This window comes from Sphingomonas sp. jy18, from assembly GCF_056931895.1.
On the sequence record NZ_JBXPBT010000007.1, the window covers coordinates 1 to 15,156 of the forward strand.

At 66.4% G+C, this 15,156-nt stretch carries 17 protein-coding genes; 5 read left to right on the plus strand and 12 right to left on the minus strand.

What is annotated here, in order from left to right; translation table 11 throughout:
* Positions 1 to 497: 497 nt before the first annotated feature.
* Genes AC0QC4_RS14250 through AC0QC4_RS14260 form a run of 3 tightly spaced genes read right to left on the minus strand, consistent with a single transcriptional unit; the run spans position 498 to position 2,330 of the window.
* Positions 498 to 938, minus strand: coding sequence for a hypothetical protein (locus AC0QC4_RS14250; RefSeq protein WP_483660574.1), 441 nt, complete (start codon positions 936 to 938; stop codon positions 498 to 500).
* 52 nt (positions 939 to 990) lie between these two features.
* A complete protein-coding gene (locus AC0QC4_RS14255) occupies positions 991 to 2,007 on the minus strand; it encodes a glycerophosphodiester phosphodiesterase (protein WP_483660575.1) in 1,017 nt (338 codons plus the stop codon).
* Between the two features lie 41 nt (positions 2,008 to 2,048).
* Positions 2,049 to 2,330, minus strand: a complete 282-nt coding sequence (locus tag AC0QC4_RS14260) for a DUF427 domain-containing protein (protein WP_483660576.1) — start codon at positions 2,328 to 2,330, stop codon at positions 2,049 to 2,051.
* Between the two features lie 204 nt (positions 2,331 to 2,534).
* On the opposite strand from AC0QC4_RS14260, the gene ilvD reads away from it, so the two are divergent.
* A complete protein-coding gene (gene ilvD, locus AC0QC4_RS14265; RefSeq protein WP_483660577.1) occupies positions 2,535 to 4,268 on the plus strand; it encodes a dihydroxy-acid dehydratase in 1,734 nt (577 codons plus the stop codon).
* Positions 4,269 to 4,371: 103 nt separating this feature from the next.
* Here the strand turns inward: ilvD and AC0QC4_RS14270 are convergent, their stop codons facing one another.
* Complete coding sequence (locus tag AC0QC4_RS14270; RefSeq protein ID WP_483660578.1) at positions 4,372 to 4,719, minus strand: ArsC family reductase; 348 nt, start codon at positions 4,717 to 4,719, stop codon at positions 4,372 to 4,374.
* A 65-nt stretch (positions 4,720 to 4,784) separates the two neighbouring features.
* On the opposite strand from AC0QC4_RS14270, the gene AC0QC4_RS14275 reads away from it, so the two are divergent.
* Positions 4,785 to 5,285, plus strand: coding sequence for an asparaginase domain-containing protein (locus AC0QC4_RS14275; RefSeq protein WP_483660579.1), 501 nt, complete (start codon positions 4,785 to 4,787; stop codon positions 5,283 to 5,285).
* Positions 5,286 to 5,291: 6 nt separating this feature from the next.
* Here the strand turns inward: AC0QC4_RS14275 and AC0QC4_RS14280 are convergent, their stop codons facing one another.
* Positions 5,292 to 5,876, minus strand: coding sequence for an NADPH-dependent FMN reductase (locus AC0QC4_RS14280; protein WP_483660580.1), 585 nt, complete (start codon positions 5,874 to 5,876; stop codon positions 5,292 to 5,294).
* A gap of 175 nt (positions 5,877 to 6,051) precedes the next feature.
* Between AC0QC4_RS14280 and AC0QC4_RS14285 the strand changes: the two genes are divergently transcribed.
* The 3 genes from AC0QC4_RS14285 to AC0QC4_RS14295 are packed head-to-tail and all read left to right on the plus strand — an operon-like array spanning position 6,052 to position 8,587.
* Positions 6,052 to 7,485, plus strand: a complete 1,434-nt coding sequence (locus AC0QC4_RS14285; protein ID WP_483660581.1) for a cytochrome ubiquinol oxidase subunit I — start codon at positions 6,052 to 6,054, stop codon at positions 7,483 to 7,485.
* Entirely contained in the window at positions 7,482 to 8,480 is a 999-nt protein-coding gene (cydB, locus tag AC0QC4_RS14290; RefSeq protein ID WP_483660582.1) for a cytochrome d ubiquinol oxidase subunit II, read from the plus strand. The genes AC0QC4_RS14285 and cydB overlap by 4 nt, the downstream gene beginning before the upstream one ends.
* Complete coding sequence (locus AC0QC4_RS14295) at positions 8,480 to 8,587, plus strand: DUF2474 family protein (RefSeq protein WP_483660583.1); 108 nt, start codon at positions 8,480 to 8,482, stop codon at positions 8,585 to 8,587. Before cydB ends, AC0QC4_RS14295 begins: the two co-directional genes overlap by 1 nt.
* Positions 8,588 to 8,617: 30 nt before the next feature.
* Here AC0QC4_RS14295 and AC0QC4_RS14300 read toward each other — a convergent pair whose 3' ends face one another.
* The 7 genes from AC0QC4_RS14300 to bufB all read right to left on the minus strand — a co-directional run bounded on the left by AC0QC4_RS14300 (position 8,618) and on the right by bufB (position 15,128).
* Positions 8,618 to 9,652 carry a lipase family protein gene (locus tag AC0QC4_RS14300; protein WP_483660584.1) on the minus strand — a complete coding sequence of 345 codons (1,035 nt, stop codon included), beginning with the start codon at positions 9,650 to 9,652 and terminating at the stop codon, positions 8,618 to 8,620.
* 168 nt (positions 9,653 to 9,820) lie between these two features.
* Positions 9,821 to 10,525, minus strand: a complete 705-nt coding sequence (locus tag AC0QC4_RS14305; RefSeq protein ID WP_483660585.1) for a glutathione S-transferase family protein — start codon at positions 10,523 to 10,525, stop codon at positions 9,821 to 9,823.
* Between the two features lie 77 nt (positions 10,526 to 10,602).
* A complete protein-coding gene (locus AC0QC4_RS14310; protein WP_483660586.1) occupies positions 10,603 to 11,010 on the minus strand; it encodes a GNAT family acetyltransferase in 408 nt (135 codons plus the stop codon).
* Positions 11,007 to 12,563: a glutamine-hydrolyzing GMP synthase gene (guaA, locus tag AC0QC4_RS14315; protein ID WP_483660587.1), complete on the minus strand. Its 1,557-nt coding sequence runs from the start codon at positions 12,561 to 12,563 to the stop codon at positions 11,007 to 11,009. Before guaA ends, AC0QC4_RS14310 begins: the two co-directional genes overlap by 4 nt.
* Positions 12,564 to 12,622: 59 nt before the next feature.
* Complete coding sequence (locus tag AC0QC4_RS14320; protein ID WP_483660588.1) at positions 12,623 to 13,333, minus strand: ZIP family metal transporter; 711 nt, start codon at positions 13,331 to 13,333, stop codon at positions 12,623 to 12,625.
* 59 nt (positions 13,334 to 13,392) lie between these two features.
* A complete protein-coding gene (locus AC0QC4_RS14325; protein ID WP_483660589.1) occupies positions 13,393 to 14,199 on the minus strand; it encodes an HvfC/BufC family peptide modification chaperone in 807 nt (268 codons plus the stop codon).
* A complete protein-coding gene (gene bufB / locus AC0QC4_RS14330) occupies positions 14,196 to 15,128 on the minus strand; it encodes an MNIO family bufferin maturase (protein ID WP_483660590.1) in 933 nt (310 codons plus the stop codon). The genes AC0QC4_RS14325 and bufB overlap by 4 nt, the downstream gene beginning before the upstream one ends.
* Between the last annotated feature and the right edge of the window lie 28 nt (positions 15,129 to 15,156).

The following is a 15,156-nucleotide window of genomic DNA, read 5'->3' on the forward strand; positions in this document are numbered from 1 at the left end:
ACCCAGCCGCCCTTTGCCATGACGCAAGCACAGCCAAAGCGGGACCCCGGGTCAAGCCCGGGGTGACGGTGGGCTTTAAGTAAACGTCGCACATGGCCGAACGCAAAGCTCTGAAGAAACACCCTCACCCTCGCCGCCTTCGGCCTCTCTCCCTCGCCCGTAAGCAGGAAAGGGGGCGGCAGGTTGGGTTTGGGCTTGGTCGGAATGTCGAACGAAGCGCGCCGCTCCACCCCGTCACCCCGGCCCCCGAGCCGGGGTCCCGCTTTCCGGCGCGGGCGTTGAACAGCGGGACCCCGGGTCAAGCCCGGGGTGACGGTGGGCTTTGAGTAACCGTCGCTGATGGCCGAACGGCAACGCTCATGGCCGAACGGCAAAGCTCTGAAGAAACACCCTCACCCTCGCCGCCTCCGGCAGCCTTCCCTCTCCCTCAGGCGGGTGAGGGGGCGCGGGGACGGTTAGTGCAACGGGTTGGCTGGAATGGGGTGGTCAGCGGCCGGTTACCGACCGATCAGCACGGCCTCTTTTGCCCTTCCGTCCATCAGTGCGGCGATTGCAAAGCGGAAGCGCTCAATCTCCGGATAGTTCGTTTGAAAGGTGGTGCGAACGCAGTTCTGCGGCGCGCCGTCACCATTTTCCACATAGTCGCGCAACCAGACTCTGACCGACAAATTACCTCGCGTGTCAGCGGCAGCGATCTCAACGCTCACTACTGGCGAGTCGCCCTTCCCTGGTTCGTAACCCCAAGCAGCCTTGATCGGAGCCTCCGGCAAAATTGGATACGCAGATAACGCCTCACCAAATTCCTTCACATCCTGCCATTGAACCCAGAACCCACCATGTCCTGCAAAACTGTCGCCAACAGCTTTTACATCTAGCCACCCGAAGCTGTCATTCGGGTCGCCGCTGAACTGATAGCTGAAGGAAAGGCTCGTGTTCATTCGAGCATTTTGACCTTCGAAACGAAGTCCGCAAGGGAATCGTCGCTCACCCTCACCGCGCCCCGACAACCCCCACCGCCACCACCGGCTGATCGGCAAACAGCCCATCCACCCCCTCGGCAATGAACGCCCGCATCTCCGCCGCCAGATGCCCGTGCGCCCGCGGGTCAGCACCGGCACGCAGATCGGTCGGCAGGAAGTAATTCTCCGCGCGGAATGTCCACGGATGCACCGCCAGCCCTGCGCCATGCGCCCGCGCTACCAGCCCGGTCGAGGCACCCAGCGAGCCATCGGCGTTGCGCGCGATCACCATATTCTTCGCCGGACCGATGCCGTCCGCGTAGGTCGCCACCTCCGCCAGCCCTGCCTCGGTCATCATCCCCGCATAGCTCAGGTCGGCACGATCCGGCGGGCTGCCGCTGTCGGAAACCAGCTGGATCAGCCGCACCTCGGTCAACCCGTTCAGCCGCCTGAGATTGTCGACCTCGAAACTCTGGATGAACAGCGCATCCTCCGCGCTGTCGTAGCCGTACCGCGCCAGCACGTCGAGCAACGGCCCCTCGTGCGGCAGGCCGATGGAGGCAAAATAGCTGGGATGCTTGGTTTCGGGATAGATGCCGATGGTCCGCCCCGTCTCCGCTTCCCGCGCCCGCACCAGCCGGATGATCTCCTCGAAGGTCGGCACCTGATAGAGGCCGTCGAACGCCGTGTTCGCCTCGCGCAACTGCGGCAGCCGCTCGCGCGCCCGCAGCGTGCGCAGTTCGGCCAGCGTGAAATCCTCGGTGAACCAGCCGGTCATTTCGACGCCATCGATGGTCTTGGTCGTGCGGCGGTCGGCGAATTCGGGATGATCGGCGACGTCGGTGGTCTCGCTGATCTCATTCTCGTGCCGCGCCACCAGCACGCCGTCCTTGGTCAACACCAGATCGGGCTCGACATAGTCCGCCCCCTGCTCGATCGCCCGGTCATAGCTGGCGAGCGTATGCTCGGGCCGCTCCCCGCTCGCGCCGCGATGGGCGATGACGATCACGCTTCTTGGAGGGACGGGGCGCGGGGCAGGTTTGGCCATGGGCTGGGCTCCGGACAGGGCAAGCGCGAGCAGCGCACCCATCATGCTACCACAACGCCCTTCCAGAAAGCGATGCGATCCTTGATCTCCGCCGCAGCCGCCTTGGGATCCGGATAATACCAGGCCGCATCGACGTTGGTCGCGCCATTGGCGGTGATGCTGTGGTAATGCGCGGTGCCCTTCCACGGGCACACGCTGGTCGTCGCGCTGCCCAGCAGATGGTCCGCCTTCACCGACTCGCGCGGGAAATAATGATTGCCCTCGACCACGACGGTATCGTCGCTCTCGGCGATGACCGCGCCATTCCATGTTGCCGTGACCATATCCGCGATCCCCTTTCCCAAACCGTAGCCCTGAGCTTGTCGAAGGGCGCTTCGCGTAACCGAGCGACGCCCTTCGACAAGCTCAGGGCTACGGACATTTAGGGCAGCTCTACCCTGCCCCACCCCTGCCCCGCAATTACGTCTGTTCGATGACGCCGCATCGCGCTAGGCGCAGGGCCGCAACTTCAGCGTGGGGACGCCGCCATGGTCAACAGCTTCGACAAATCGCAACTGCCCAGCCGCCATGTATCGGTCGGCCCCGAGCGCGCGCCGCATCGCAGCTATTATTATGCGATGGGCCTGACCGCAGAGGAAATCGCCCGCCCCTTCGTCGGCATCGCCTCCGCCGGCAATGACAGCGCGCCCTGCAACACCACGCTCGATCACCAGGCGGATATCGCCCGCGCCGGGGTGGAGGAAGGCGGTGGCATGCCGCGCCGGTTCAACACCATCACCGTTACCGACGGCATCGCCATGGGCCATCAGGGGATGAAGGCCAGCCTGGTCAGCCGGGAAGTCATCGCCGATTCGGTCGAACTCTCGGTGCGGGGCCATTGCTACGATGCGCTGCTCGGCTTCGCCGGCTGCGACAAGTCGCTGCCCGGCATGATGATGGCGATGCTCCGCCTCAACGTCCCCTCGATCTTCGTCTATGGCGGCTCGATCCTGCCCGGCAGCTTCCGCGGCCGCGACGTGACGGTGAAGGACGTGTTCGAAATCGTCGGCCAGTTCGCCGCCGGCAACTGCCCGCTCGCCGATGTCGATGCACTGGAACGCGTCGCCTGCCCCGGCCATGGCGCGTGCGGCGGCCAATATACCGCCAACACCATGGCCTGCGTCGGCGAAGCGATCGGCCTCTCGCTGCCCAACAGCAACATGGCCCCCGCCCCCTACCAGACCCGCGACGCCATCGCCCATGCCGCCGGCGTGCAGGTGATGGAACTGCTCGCCCGCAACATCCGCCCGCGCGACATCTGCACGCGTGAGGCGTTCGAGAACGCCGCGCGCATCGTCGCCGCCACCGGCGGGTCGACCAACGGCGCGCTGCATCTCCCCGCCATGGCGCATGAGGCGGGGATCGACTTCACCCTGTTCGACGTCGCAGAGATGTTCAAATCGACGCCCTATATGGCCGACCTCCAGCCCGGCGGAAAATATGTCGCGCGCGACATGTATGAGGCCGGCGGCGTTTACATGCTGATGAAATCGCTGCTCGATGAAGGCCTGCTGCACGGCAATTGCATGACCGTGACGGGCAGGACCCTGGGCGAGAATATCGAGGAGATCAGCTGGAATCCCGACCAGAAGGTCATCTACCCGGCCACTGCCCCCATCACCCCCACCGGCGGCGTCGTCGGCCTGCGCGGCTCACTCGCCCCCGATGGCGCGATTGTGAAGGTTGCGGGCATGGAGCGGCTGCAGTTCACCGGCCCGGCGCAAGTGTTCGATTGCGAGGAGGACTGCTTCGCCGCGGTCGAAGCGCGGATGATCCGCCCCGGCGGCGTCATCGTCATCCGCTACGAAGGGCCAAAGGGCGGCCCCGGCATGCGCGAGATGCTCTCCACCACCGCCGCGCTCTACGGACAGGGCATGGGGGAAAGTGTCGCGCTGATCACCGACGGCCGCTTCTCCGGCGCGACCCGCGGCTTCTGCATCGGCCATGTCGGCCCCGAAGCCGCCGACTGCGGCCCGATCGCTCTGGTCGAGGATGGCGACGAGATCGCCATCGACGCGGTGGCGGGAACCATCGACCTCAATGTCCCCGAAGCGGTACTGGCCGAACGCCGCGCCCGCTGGGTGCCGCGCACCACCGATTACCAGTCGGGCGCGCTGTGGCGCTATGCGCAGAATGTCGGCCCGGCCTGGAAGGGCGCGGTCACCCATCCCGGCGGCGCGGCCGAAACGCATTGCTTCGCGGATATCGGGTTGGGTGGATAGGCGCTGGCTAGCACAAAATCCGCAGCCCTGAGCCTGTCGAAGGGCGCTTATCGGTCAGGCGCCCTTCGACAGGCTCAGGGCTACGGGTGAATTTATAGCGTACTTACCCAAACACCCCCGCCCACACATCCGGCTTGAACCCGACCAGCAGTGCCCCCGCCCCCGTCACCACCGGCCGCTTGATCATGCCCGGCTGCGCCACCATCAGCGCAATCGCCTTGGCCTCATCCAGCCCCTCTTTGTCGGCATCGGCCAGCTTCCTGAAGGTCGTGCCCGCGCGGTTCAGCAGCACTTCCCAGCCGACCTCCCCCGCCCAGCCGCGCAAGCGCTCCGCATCGATCCCGGCCTTCTTGTAGTCATGAAAGGCATAGGCGACCCCTGCCGCGTCGAGCCAAGCCCGCGCCTTCTTGACCGTGTCGCAATTGGGGATGCCGTAGAGGGTGATGGTCATGCGCCTGCTCCTGTCCGCCGTGTCGCGGGAATGACTTTGCTCCGGCAGCCCGCTACCGTGCCGGCATGACCAAGGCCATCCTCATCCTCACCACCGGCGGCACCATCGACAAGAATTATTTCGATGCCTTGTCCGAATATCAGATCGTCGAGAGCGGCATCCCGGCGCTGCTCGCGGAGGCACGCGTCACCCTGCCCCACCGCGTCGAGGAGGTCTGCCGCAAGGACAGCCTGGAGCTGACCGACGCCGACCGCGCGGAGATCGCCCGCCGCGTTGCCGACGCGCCCGAGACGCGCATCGTCATCACCCACGGCACCGACACCATGACCGATACGGCAGCGGCGCTCGCCCGCGCCGTCTCGGGCAAAACCATTGTCCTCACCGGTGCGCTCAGCCCCGCACGCTTTGCCGAAACCGATGCCCCCTTCAACCTCGGCATGGCGGTCGCAACCGCGCAGGTCGCCGCGCCCGGGGTCTATATCGCGATGAGCGGGCAGGTGTTCGATGGGCTGAAGGTGCGGAAGGACCGCGCCGCCGGCCGCTTCGTCGCCATCGGCGAAACGTAGCCGCGATCAATAGGGCGGATCGGCCACCGCGCGCTGGGCCTTGGCTGCCGCGCACCACCATTCGAGGTCGGCGGCAAAGCGCGGGAAGGCCTTGTCGAGCGCCGCCCCGCCATCTCCTGTCGGCCTGCCTTCGGCGTCGAGCGCGCCGCCGATCTGGCCGACCCCGATCTGCGAGGAGATGACCACCATGCCCATTTCGGACAGTGTGCCGTGCCACGCCAGCGCAGCGCGCGCGCCGGCCAGCCGCCCGGCCGAATAGCTGACGATCGCCGCCGGCCGCCAGAACCATTCCTCGAGGAAATGGTCGGTCAGATTCTTGAGGCCGGGCTGCACACCCCAATTATATTCGCCGGTGACGAAGACGAACCCGTCGGCCCCCTTGATCTGCTGTGCCAGCCGCTCCATCGCCGCCGGCGCTTCGCCACGCGCATATTCCTTGTACATGCGGTCGAGCATCGGCAGCCCCACTGCCTTGGCATCGACCAGTTCGGCATCATGGCCGCGCGCGCCGAAGCTCCGCACCAGATAGTCCGCCAATCGTATGCCCGCCCGGTCGGCGCGGTAGGAGCCATAGAAGATCAGCAGTCGCATCGCTCGCTCCCGTATTGCTGCCACCCTCTCGCAATGTCGCACGGCCCAGCGGCCCCCTCAACCCCGCCCCGCGCCGCGACCGTCGCTTTCCTGCAATCGAGCATGCAGCTTATGCAATATCCCGCGCGTTGCATCAGGCGTAGGCGGATCTGGAGGGGACCGGAGCACGACGAGCATGATCGACCAAGAATGGGCGCTGCTGCTGGCCCGCATCCAGTTCGCCTTCACCGTCAGCTTCCATTTCCTGTTCCCCGCCTTCTCGATCGGGCTCGCCAGCTATCTGGCGGTGCTGGAGGGGCTGTGGCTCAAGACCGGCAAGGGCGTCTACGCCAACCTCTACCGCTACTGGCTCAAGATTTTCGCGGTCGTCTTCGCAATGGGCGTCGTCTCCGGCATCGTCATGTCCTACCAGTTCGGCACCAACTGGTCGGTATTCTCGGACAAGGCCGGGCCGGTGATCGGCCCGCTGATGGCCTATGAGGTGCTCACCGCCTTCTTCCTCGAGGCCGGCTTTCTCGGCGTGATGCTGTTCGGCATCAACAAGGTCGGCAAGCGCCTGCACTTCGTCGCGACGCTCGCGGTCGCCATCGGTACCTTCATCTCGGCCTTCTGGATCCTCTCGGTCAACAGCTGGATGCAGACGCCGGTCGGCTATGCCTTCAACGAGGTCGGCCAGTTCGTTCCCGCCAACGGCTTCTGGGATATCGTCTGGAACCCGAGCTTCCCCTATCGGCTCGTCCACACCGTGCTCGCCGCCTATCTCACCACCGCCTTTGCCGTCGGCGCGGTCGGCGCCTGGCATCTGCTCAAGGACCGGACCAACCCCGGCGCGCGCAAGATGTTCTCGATGGCGATGTGGATGGCCGCGCTGGTCGCGCCGCTGCAGATCGTCGCGGGCGATTTCCACGGCCTCAACACGCTCGAACACCAGCCCGCCAAGATCATGGCGATGGAGGGGCATTATCAGAGCCACCCCGATGGCGCCCCGCTGATCCTGTTCGGCATCCCCGACAGCGAGACCAGGACGGTGCGTTACGCCATCCAGATCCCCAAACTCTCCTCGTTGATCCTCAAGCATGATCTCGACGCGCCGCTCGCCGGGCTCGATACCATCCCGGACGAAAATGAGCCGCCGGTCGGCATCGTCTTCTGGTCGTTCCGCATCATGGTCGGCCTCGGCTTCGCCATGCTCGGGCTGGGGCTGTGGAGCCTGGCCGCGCGGGCGCGCAGCAAGCTCTATGACTGGCCGTGGCTGCACCGCGCCGCAATCGCGATGGGGCCGAGCGGCTTCATCGCGGTGCTGGCCGGATGGGTGACCACCGAGGTCGGCCGCCAGCCCTTCACCGTCTATGGCGTGCTGCGCACCGCCGACAGCGCCTCGCCGCTCGCTGCGCCCGCGGTGGCCGCCTCGCTGGCCGCCTTCGTCATCGTCTATTTCATCGTCTTCGGCATCGGCGTCTGGTACCTGTTCCGCCTCGCCGCCAAGCCGCCGCAGGCGCATGAGCCGGTGCCCAGCGACGCCCCGATCCGCACCGCCGGCATCACCCCGGCCGCCGAATATGTCGACGGCAAGGGCGATCCTGCCGGCAAGCCGGGAGAGGCGCGATGATCGATCTCACCATCGTCTGGGCAGGCATCATCGCCTTCGCCATCGCCGCCTATGTGGTGATGGACGGGTTCGATCTCGGCATCGGCATCCTGTTCCCGCGCTTCGCCGTCGGCAAGGAGCGCGACATGGCGATGAACAGCATCGCCCCGGTCTGGGATGGCAACGAAACCTGGCTGGTGCTCGGCGGCGGCGGGCTGCTCGCTGCCTTCCCGCTGGCCTATGCCATCATCCTCCCTGCGCTCTATGCGCCGCTAACCGCGATGCTGCTCGGGCTGGTGCTGCGCGGCGTCGCCTTCGAATTCCGCTGGCGGGACCCTGCCCATCGCGCCGCCTGGGATGTCGCCTTCACCGGCGGCTCGCTGGTGGCGACCCTGGCGCAGGGCATCACCCTGGGTGCCTTGCTGCAAGGCATAGACGTCTCGGGCCGGGCCTATGCCGGCGGCTGGTGGGACTGGCTGACACCGTTCAGCCTGCTCACCGGCATCGGTCTCGTCATCGGCTATGCGCTGCTCGGCATGTGCTGGCTGATCATGAAGACGGAAGGGCCGGTGCAGGACAAGGCCTATGCCCTCGCCAAGCCGCTCGGCGTCGGGCTGATCGTCGCGATCGTCGCGGTCAGCGCCGCGACCCCGTTCCTGGAGGGCGAATATTGGCGGCGCTGGTTCGATTTTCCCGGCGTGCTGGCAGCAGCGCAGGTGCCGCTGGCGACGGCGCTGGTCGCCTTCCTCTTCTTCCGCGCGCTGCTTAAGCGGCACGAGGTCGCGCCCTTCCTCTACGCGCTGGCGCTGTTCGGCCTGTGCATGATCGGCCTCGCCATCTCGATGTACCCCGATGTCATCCCCGGTCGGGTCAGCATCTGGGACGCGGCCGCCCCCTATGACAGCCAGCTATTCATGCTGGTCGGCGCCGCGGTGCTGGTGCCGATCATCCTCACCTACACCGCCTGGGCCTATTGGGTGTTCCGCGGCAAGGTCGGAGAGGATGGCTATCATTGATGCGCGACAGCCTCAAAAAGCTTGGCTGGTTCGTCGCGCTATGGGCGCTCAGCGTTGCCGCACTGGGAATCGTCGGCCTCGCCATCCGGGCGGTGCTGCTGGGTTAGCGTGACCGCCCCTGCCCCGGCCCTGCCGGCTCAAGGCGCATAGGGTGCGAAGCAGGGCAGATAGGAGTCCGCCGCGCTGTGCGCCGCGGCGACCGTCGACCAATCCCCCTGCTCCAGCGCGTAGGCGACCGCGGGCAGTGCGCTGGTCTGCACCTGTGCACCGGGCACCAACTGGCCGCCCGCGAAATAGGTGAAGTCGCCGACCGCGGAATAGCCTCCTTGCGTGCGCCACACGATATCCGCGCCCGCCGCGATCCACAGCGCTTCATAGACAGGGTCGCTGAAACGCGTGGCGAGAAAGATGTCTGCATCCGTCCACAAGGGGAGGAAGGGGACCAGGTCATTCTCCACCTGATAGCGGTGCGTCTGCAGTCCGAGCGAGCCGTAAAAGGCGCAGAAGGCGTCATTGCCGGTCACCGGCGCGGCAAAGGCATGCACCTCGATATTGCCCTGGAACTGCGGGAACGCGGCCTGCACCAGCGTCGCGAACAGGAAGGCCATGCCGCCGCCCTTGCTATGGCCGGTTATCGCGACCCTGCTGCACGCCGTCTGCGCCAGCACCTGCTGCATCATCGCCGCGACACGCGGCCACAGGCTGCGGGTCGCGGCGGCAAAGCCCTGCTCGACCTGGATCGAATTGACCCACGGCCCGCGCGTCACCGACCAGCCGGTCGGTTCGATCTCGCCATCCTGCGCCCAGTCGTGCAGCCAGGCGAACAGATCGTCATTGTCGAAGCTGGGCGGAATGGTACCGCGCAGCGCGATCACCAGATAGCCATCGTCGGTCGCCCCGACCAGAACCGCATCGTCCTCGTCGTCCCCGGTCGAAACGAACAGCGGCGCATAGCCCGCTTCGGCGCTGGCAATGAAATCGACCGCATCCTGATACAGCGGCACGACATTGTAGAAATAGGCGTTGCCCGGGCCTTGGATGGTGCGGAGCACCGGCGGTTGCGGGCCATAGGGCACCCAGCCGGCAGGATGGACCTGATAGGCCGCCACGCAGGCGTTGATCATCCGCCAGGCCATTGCAAGCTGGCTGGCGGGCGCAGAGGCAGTCATCATGGTCGCGTCTCCCGATGGGCGCAAGCCGAGGCGCTTTCTGCCCAGCCCGCTATCGCAGCCTAAGCGCCTTCGCCCTGACCGCCGCGTGACTGGGGTCACGCAGGCGTGCGGCGCCCCGTACGCAAGGGTCGGGCGGCGCCCAAATCCGTTTCGATCCGGGAGCTTCCCCTAAGGATAGTATCGCGCGCGAAACCGGTCGACATGCGCCGCGAGATTCGGATGGCTATCGATCATCGCCTTCATCGGGCTTGCAAACGCGACGCAACGGATATTGGCCAGCAGGCTATAGACCACGGCATCGGTCATGCTCGGGGCCTCACCGAAGAACCAGGGCTGATCGCCAAGCATGTCAGCCAGGGCATTGATATCCCGTCTGGCGATCGCGGCTACCTCCTCGGCGCTGTGCAGCCCCAGGCCGTGCCCCTTCAGCTGTCCCTTCACATCGCGGCGGGCCATGGGCGCGATCAGCGCGCGCAGCGGGGCGGCAATATTGCCAAGCACCGCGCCCTTGAGGATCGGCCAGTTTTCTTCGCGCACCCAGCGGTCATAGACCATCGCCCAATAGAGATTTTCCTCGACCAGCCGCTGGATCGCCACCGCCTGCCCGCGCTGCGACGGGGTGAGGTCCGCATCGGGATCGATGCCGAAACGGTCGATCAAATAGGCGACGATGAACGAGGAATCGCCAATCTTGCGACCATCATGCTCGATCCACGGCGCCTTTTTCTTGGGCCCGCCGAAGGGTGTAGCCGCGGTGATCGATTGATGCGGAATCCCCATCATCTTCAGGATGGCATCGAGCTTCAGGCAGAAGGGACTGACCGATGGCAACCCCCAGCGCCCGGGAAGATGAAATGCCTTGAGTTCGGACATCGGGCTTCTCTGGGCAGGTTTCTGAAAGGCTAGGGTCCTGACCCTAGATCGTGACGTCTACACCCGCCCTATTGCTGCTACAAGCTGCGACCCATGGTGACCACGTCCTGATCGGCATAGCCAATCGCCTCGTAAAAGCCGCGCGCTTCCAGATTGTCGCCGCGCACCATCAGCCGCAGCCGCGCACAGCCCGCCTCCCGCAGCCAGTCTTCCGCCGATGCCATCAACATTCTGCCGATCCCGCGCTTGGCAAGGTCGGGGGCGACGGCAAGATAATAGACCCAGCCGCGATGGCCGTCGAAGCCCGCCATAACGCTGCCGGCCAGCGCATCGTCTGCCCATGCCAGCAGCACGGTGGATGTGGGATTTGCCAGCGCCGTGTCGAAATCGAGGGCAGGATCGTTCCACGGCCGGGTCAGACCCGTCGCCTGCCACAGGCGTACCACCGCCGCGCAGTCGGCAGGCGCGGCCGCCGCGATCCTCACTCCCACTCGATCGTGCCCGGCGGCTTCGACGTATAGTCATAGACCACGCGGTTGATGCCCTTCACCTCGTTGATGATGCGCGTGGCGCAGCGGCTGAGGAAGGCGGCATCGAAGGGATAGATGTCGGCGGTCATGCCGTCGACGCTGGTCACCGCGCGCAGCGCGCAGACGCTGTCATAGGTGCGCCCATCGCCCATAACGCCGACGGTGCGCACCGGCAGCAGCACGGCAAAGGCCTGCCAGATCGCATCATAGAGCCCGGCGTTGCGGATTTCCTCGAGATAGACCGCGTCGGCGCGGCGCAGGATGTCGCAGCGCTCCTTGGTCACCTCGCCCGGAATGCGGATGGCAAGGCCGGGGCCGGGGAAGGGATGGCGGCCGACGAACTGGTCGTTGAGCCCCAGCTCGCGCCCCAGCGCGCGCACCTCGTCCTTGAACAGCTCGCGCAGCGGCTCGACCAGCTTCATGTTCATCCGCTCGGGCAGACCGCCGACATTGTGGTGGCTCTTGATGGTTACGCTCGGCCCGCCGGTGAAGGAGACGCTTTCGATCACGTCGGGATAGAGCGTGCCCTGCGCCAGGAAATCCGCACCGCCCAGCCGCCTTGCCTCTTCCTCGAACACGGCGATGAACTCGGCGCCGATGAACTTGCGCTTGGCCTCGGGGTCGGTGACCCCGGCGAGGCCGGCCATGAAGCGCGCCTCGGCATCGACCACCACCAGCGGGATATTGTAATGGTCACGGAACAGCCGCTCGACCTGCTCACGCTCGCCCAGCCGCAGCAAGCCATGGTCGACGAACACGCAGGTCAGCTGCTCGCCGATCGCCTCATGGATCAGGATGGCCGCGACCGAGCTGTCGACCCCGCCGGAAAGGCCGCAGATCACCTTGCCATCGCCCACCTGCGCGCGGATGTCGGCAATCTTGGTGGCGCGATATTCGGCCATCGTCCAGTCGCCCGCGAGGCCGCATACCTTGTGGACGAAGTTGGCGATCAGCTTGGCGCCATCGGGGGTGTGCACCACCTCGGGATGGAATTGCGTGCCATAATAGCGGCGCGCATCGTCGGCAATCATTGCAAAAGGCGCGCCTTCGGTGGTGGCGACAACGCGGAACCCGGGGGCAAAGGCGGTCACCTTGTCACCATGGCTCATCCACACCTGATGGCGGCTGCCCTTCTCCCACAGGCCGTCGAACAGCAGGCAGTCGTCGGACACTTCGATGAAAGCACGGCCGAACTCGCCGCTCTCCCCCGGCTCGACCGTGCCGCCGAGCTGCGCGCTCATCACCTGCTGGCCATAGCAGATGCCCAGGATCGGCAGACCGCTGTCGAACAGGCATTGCGGCGCGCGCGGAGATCCGTCTGCCGGCACGCTCGCCGGAGAGCCGGAGAGGATGATCCCCTTGGGCCGCATCCGCTCGAAGGCAGCCGCCGCGCTGCTGAACGGCGCAATCTCCGAATAGACCCCTGCCTCGCGGACCCGCCGCGCGATGAGCTGGGTCACCTGGCTGCCGAAATCGACGATAAGGATGGAATCGGGCTGGTCTGTCATGGCGAGCCGATAAGCGCGCGCCCGCGCGCTGTCCATAGTCGGGCCGCCTGGCCCCGCCGCTATCCGCCGCTCTTGCCCAGCTCCGCCAGCAGGAAGGCGAGCACCAGCCCCAGCGCGGTGGCAACGCCGGCGAGATGATGGTCTTCCTTGAACGCCTTGGGGAACACCTCGGTAGCGAGGCTCGCCACCACCGCACCCGCGGCGAAACAGCGCGTCGCCGCGAGCACATGCGGCGATGCCCCCGCCATCAGCACATTGCCCGCGATCGCCGCCGCCGCCAGCAGCGCGGCCGCGCCTGCCCACAGCAGGAAGACGCTGGCCTTGGCCCGGCCGCCCGCCGCCATCTCGCGCGCGCCGCCCGCGGCTTCGGGCAGGTTGGAGAGCAGGATGGCGCCGGCCAGTGCCGCGACTTCGAGCGGCTGCGCCCCGATCAGCGCCACCCCCAGCGCCAGATTTTCGGGAATGCCATCGAGCGTGATCGCCGCCAGCAGGCCGCCGCCATTGTCGCTGCCCCACGTCTCGTCGACCAGATAATCGAGCCCGGTGAAAATGCTCGCCCCCGCCGCCACCGCCGCGAGCGCGACCAGCACGGAGGATTGTTCGATCGATGGTTCGATCAACTCTAGGATCAGCGATTCGACCAGCGCGCCCCCCGCCAGCGCGATCAGAAACCCTTCGAGCATGGGCGGCAGCTTGCCCCAGATGCCCCATGCCGCGCCGACCAACAACGCTGCCGAAACGCAGCCGACCACCACCAGCATCATCAGCATGACCGATCCCCTCCAGTCGCCGCCCGCACACCAAACCGTACCGCGCCACAGCGGTTCCGTCAGGCGTCGGCGATGAAGAATCCCGCCGCTATCCAGCGCCGCCGTGGCCCCTCGGCATGCTGCCAGGACGCGGCCACCGCGTCCAAGGGCAGGCCGGTGTCGGCCGCCGTCGCCGCCAGCCCCTCGGCAATGCTCCCGCCGGCCATCAGTCGCGCCAGCAGCCGATACTCGCTCTCCTCCAGCAGATGCGTGCGCGTGACATAATCGGTGCGGCACAGCGCGACATGGCTCGGCGCGAGCGGGGGCAGGTCCGGCTGCTCGTCCCGGCGGACGGCATGATAGTAGGCGGCCACCGGAAACCGGTACGCCCCCAGCGCGAAAGCGGGTTGCAGGCGCAGCGCGGCATCGGGCGTATCCTGCGTGGCCAGCGCGCGCCCTTCCCATCCCTCGGCATCGAACAGGGTGAACAGCAGCCGCTCGAACCGCGCCAGATCGATCATGAAGTCGATCCACGGCTCGCGCGCTTCCTCTGGCGCCTCGCGGTCGGGCCGTTCCTGCTCGAGGAAGCCGGCAAAGCGGCGGCCGAGATCGTAGAGCGTGTGGCTCTCAGGCGGCATCGCGCGAATGTAATCGGCCACGAAATCGTCGAACAGCGGCTCGCCCAGCGCGTGGCACAGCGCCGGGAACTGCTGGCGCATGCAGCTCAGGATGCGCAGCCGATAGCCGCGCTGGTAGATGGCCAGCCCCTCCGCCGCGCCCAGTGCCGCAGAAGCGAGCAACCGCGCCGCCGCATCCTCTGCGCCAGCCGTGCGCGGAAACACCAGCGCCTCGTGCAGCCAGCGCTGGGTGGCCGCAAGCGCGCTCACGCCGCCGCCTCGACGACGCTGTCCATCACGCGCGGAATCAGGAAATCGGCCGGGTGCGCCAGCCCGTCGCGTGCCTGCCGGCGGGGCATCGCCGCCACGTCGCCACCGCCAGCGCCCATATAGGCTTCCGCCTTGTGCAGTTCCGCCAGACAGTCGGCAAAGTCGGGGATATGGTCATCCCATTCGAGGCAGGTGGACGCTCCCCCCGTCCGCGCCCAGGCGATCCGGAACAGCTCCCACACCTCCGGCCGTACCGGCTGGTCGTGCGTGTCGATCAGATGGTCCTGATGCTGCTGGTGCCCCGCCAGATGCATCTGCACCACCGCCTCGAAGGGAAAACGCTCCAGCCAGGCCACCGGGTCGGCTCCGGCATTCCAGCAGCTGACGAAGACATTGTTGACGTCGAGCAGCAGCCCGCAGCCCGTCGCCTCCACCAGCGCACGCAGATAGTCCGGTTCGTCGATGGTCGACTGGGCGAAGCGGATATAGCTGCTCGGATTTTCGAGGATCAGCGGGCGCCCCAGCACATCCTGCACCTCGCTCACCCGCTCGGTCACATGACGCAGGCTTTCCTCGGTTAGCGGCAAAGGCAGCAGGTCGTGCGAATTGAGGCCGTTGATCCCGGTCCAGCACAGATGGTCGCTGACCCATGGCGCGGCGATCTCGTCCGCCAGCGCCTTCAGCCGCCCAAGATACCCGCGATTGAGCGGATCGCAGCTCCCGATCGACAGTGACACGCCATGCAGCACCACCGGATAGCGCTCCGCCACCTGCCGCAGGATGGCGCGCGGCCGCCCACCCGAGTCCATGAAATTCTCGGATATCGCCTCGAACCAGCCGACGTTGGGCCAGTCGGACAGGATCGTCTCGAAATGCACATTGCGCAGGCCGAGCCCGAGCCCAAGGCGGGGGAGTGCCGAGACAACCATCGATTCAAATGTGTGTCATTCCCGCTTT